Below are 3,471 nucleotides of genomic sequence, written 5' to 3'. Positions count from 1 at the left end.
GAGTTTCTGGCTAGGATGCAGGAGGGGTCGGTTCCCCAAGGTGTCTCAAATGTAGTGGCCAATTACAGGGCCTTGGCGGCCCTAGGATGCGCCTGCTATGCTAAAGGAGGTTTAGTGCGTGGGTGATATTTATGGGCTTACGCGTGCTCGGCGTCAACGCATCGGCACGGACGGATGGGTTTACGGCGGAGTTGCTGGACGAGGTTCTGGAAGCGGCCAGGCGCAAGGGGGCTAGCACGGAGCGCCTGGACCTGGTGAAGCATCCCTTTCCCTTTTGCGCCGGGAACTACTCCGTGGACCCCTTGGCTTGCGGCCCCGATACCTGCGTGCAGGGGCCTTGGGACGGCTTCGGCAAGGTGGCGGAGAAGATCCTGAACGCCGATGCCGTGGTCTTCGCCACCCCGGTTTACTGGTTTAGCGCCTCCGCCCGCATGAAGGCCCTCCTGGAGCGCATGACCTCCATGGAGAACCAGGGCCTCCTGAACCTGGGCAAGCCCATGGCCCTTTTGGCGGTGGCGGAGGAGGAGGGGGCCAGCCAAGCCCTTTCCCAGATGCTCCTGCCCCTCAGCTACATGGGGTTTGTCCTGGCTCCGTTGGGCCTGGTCTACGCTCACCGCCGGGGGAACGGGCGCCTGGCGGAGAACGCGGAGCTCCTGGAAGACGCCCGCATCGCTGGGGAAAACCTGGTCCTGATGGCCGAGAGGTTGCAGGGTGCCTCTTTCCGGGAACCCCTTCCCAGCTACCAGTACCGCCTTCCCCACCTCCCTGGGGCGGCTGCCGATTGAAGGGTCAGAGGTAGAGGGGCGCCACCCCCTCGCGGGCGAAGGGGAGGAGGTCGTAAAGGGCCCGGGGGTCCGGAGGGGGGTCCAGGAGGAGGCCCGTGGGGGGAAGCTCCTCCGCCCGAAGCTTGCGGGGAGGGAGAACCTCTATGGGCCTTCCCTCCCGCCTGGCGTAGGTGGCCCCGTAGTAAAGGCGGTTTCTGGCGGTGAAGAGGGGGGTGAGGGGAGGACCACCCTCCTGCAGGAAGGGCCAGCAGGCGGCGAGAAGGGAGCTCACGGCCCATACCTTGGCCCCCTGGGCCAAGGCGATGCCTAAGCCCGCCGCCAGGGCGATGCGGAGGCCGGTGTAGGAGCCCGGGCCTTCCCCCAGGACGAGGGCGCCGATCTCCTCCTTCCGCGCCCCCACCTTGGCAAGGAGTTCGTCCAAAAGGGGGAAAAGGCTTTCCTCGTGCCGCCTTTCCACGCGTACCACCCTTCCCACCCCCTCCTCTCCCTGGAACAGCCCTAGGGCAAGGTAGGGGGTAGCTGTGTCCAGGGTTAGGGTCCACACGGAGGGCATCTTACCGGATGGGGTAGCATGGGGCCATGCCCAAGGGTTACCACGACCGCGTGGCCTTTGTGGACCTCTCCACGGGGCGCATCTGGTACGAGAGCTACGGCGAGGCCTTCTGGCGGAAGTTCCTCGGGGGGCGGGCCCTGGCCGCCTACCTCCTCCTCAAACACATACCTTCGGGGGCTGACCCCCTGGGACCGGAGAACGCCTTAGTCTTCGCCCCCGGGGTCCTCACCGGCACCCCCATCTCCGGCTCGGGGCGGAACACCGTGGCCGCCAAGAGCCCCCTCACCGGAGGGTACGGGGACGCGGAGGGCGGGGGGTTCTTCGGGGCTGAGCTGAAGAACGCCGGCCTGGACGCCTTGGTGGTCCTAGGGCGGGCGGCGGAGCCCGTATACCTGCACGTGGAAGGGGGGAAGGTGTCCCTCCACCCTGCGTTTCACCTTTGGGGCAAGGACCCCCTCGAGGTGGAAGCCCTCCTCAAGGAGGCCCACGGGGGCCAGACCCGCATCGCTCAGAGCGGGATCGCTGGGGAAAACCAGGTCCTCACCGCCAACGTGATCCAGGACCTGGCCCACTTCGCCGGGCGGGGGGGGCTGGGGGCGGTGATGGGGTCCAAGCGCCTCAAGGCGGTTTCCGCCCGGGCCAGGAAGGAAACCTTGCCCGCCTACCACGACCCGGCCCTTCTTAAGGAGCTGGCCCGCCGCATGGCCAAGGAGCGCATGGACCGGGCGGCGGGCCTGGTCACCATGGGCACCGTGGGCACGGTGCGGCCCTTCAACCTGCGGGGGGTGCTTCCCAGCCACAACTTCCTGGACGGCTACCTGGAGGGGGCCGAGGCCCTGGACGGCACCAGCTTGGACGCCTTAGGCATCCGCATCGGCCGGGACACCTGCTACGCCTGCGCCATCCGCTGCAAGCAGGTGGTAAAGATCGAGGGCACGGGCAAGTACGACGTGCGCCCAGAGTACGGGGGGCCGGAGTACGAGGGCCTGGGGGCTTTGGGCTCCACCTGCGGGGTCACCGACCCCTACGTCGTCACCAAGGCCAACACCCTTTGCAACCAGTACGGCCTGGACGTGATCGGGGTGGGGGTGACCGTCGCCTGCGCCATGGAGGCGGTGGAGCGGGGCTACCTGGACGACGAGGGGCTGGGCCTCCGCTTTGGCAACGGGGATGCCCTCATCGCCGCCATCGAGCGGCTGGCCCGAAAGGAGGGGCGGCTGGGGGAGCTTCTGGCCCAGGGGGCCAAGCGCCTGGCGGAGGCCCTAGGCCATCCGGAGCTGGCCATGCAGGTGAAGGGCCAGGAGGTGCCCATGCACGACCCCCGGTTCAAGCGGGCCCTGGGGGTGGGCTACGCGGTGAGCCCCACGGGGGCGGACCACAACCACAACCTGCACGACACCGCCTTCGCCAAGGAGGGGAAGGCCCTAAAGGAGCTTCGTTTCTACGGGGAAGACTTCCAGCCCCTGCCCATAGAGGACCTTTCCGAGGCCAAGGTGCGCATGCTCTGGACCAAGACCCGGGAGCGGGGCTTCGTGAACAGCCTGGTGATGTGCGACTTCGTGCCCTGGACCCCGGAGGAGTGGCAGGAGGCCCTTTACGCCACCATGGGCTGGCGGCTTTCCCCTAAGGAGATGCTGGAGGTGGGAGAGAGGACGCTTCAGCTCACCCGGCTTTTCAACCTGCGGGAGGGGATTGGCCCAGAGGAGGACCGGCTTCCCGAGCGCTTTTTCCAGCCCTTCCGCAAGGGGAACCCCGAGGCCCATCTGGACTCCGGGGCCTTCCAGGAGGGGGTGCGCACTTACTGGCGGCTGGCGGGCTGGGAGGGCGGGGTGGACCCGGCCCGCCTGCAGGCCCTAGGCCTAGGGGAGTTCGCCTGAGCCCCCCAGGGTGGCCCAGGCCACGACGGGGTGCTTATGCCCTTTGCTCCTGAGCCCTTTCCCTGGGAGAGGCCGCGGGTGCCCTTTCATACCCTTTCCCGCTGGACCCTTCGCTCCCTTCCCCTGGCGGAGGCCCTGGGTACCCTTTCACCGGGGCCCCCACGGGGACGAAGTCCCCGTGGGGTGGTATTAGAGGCTGTCGTAAAAGTCTTGTATCCTTGAAGGGTGCAGAGGACACGCCCATCCTACCCCAGCG

General features: G+C 67.6%; 3 protein-coding genes. 2 read left to right on the top strand and 1 reads right to left on the bottom strand.

The genetic code is table 11. The annotated features are described in order from the left end of the window. Nucleotides 1-131: 131 nt before the first annotated feature. Nucleotides 132-785, top strand: a complete 654-nt coding sequence (locus tag L1088_RS12325) for a flavodoxin family protein (RefSeq protein ID WP_135259776.1) — start codon at nucleotides 132-134, stop codon at nucleotides 783-785. A 4-nt stretch (nucleotides 786-789) separates the two neighbouring features. Here the strand turns inward: L1088_RS12325 and tsaB are convergent, their stop codons facing one another. Then, the gene (gene tsaB, locus L1088_RS12320) at nucleotides 790-1,338 is read right to left on the bottom strand and encodes a tRNA (adenosine(37)-N6)-threonylcarbamoyltransferase complex dimerization subunit type 1 TsaB (protein ID WP_135259775.1); all 549 of its coding nucleotides are present in this window, start codon (nucleotides 1,336-1,338) and stop codon (nucleotides 790-792) included. Nucleotides 1,339-1,364: 26 nt separating this feature from the next. Between tsaB and L1088_RS12315 the strand changes: the two genes are divergently transcribed. Beyond that, nucleotides 1,365-3,215 (top strand): aldehyde ferredoxin oxidoreductase family protein, encoded by a 1,851-nt coding sequence (locus L1088_RS12315; protein WP_234555342.1) that lies wholly within the window; start codon nucleotides 1,365-1,367, stop codon nucleotides 3,213-3,215. The last annotated feature ends 256 nt before the right edge of the window (nucleotides 3,216-3,471 follow it).

This window comes from Thermus caliditerrae (assembly GCF_021462525.1).
Taxonomy (GTDB): domain Bacteria; phylum Deinococcota; class Deinococci; order Deinococcales; family Thermaceae; genus Thermus; species Thermus caliditerrae.
Note: the sequence above shows the minus strand (reverse complement) of the source record. Positions and strands in the feature narration are given on the sequence as shown.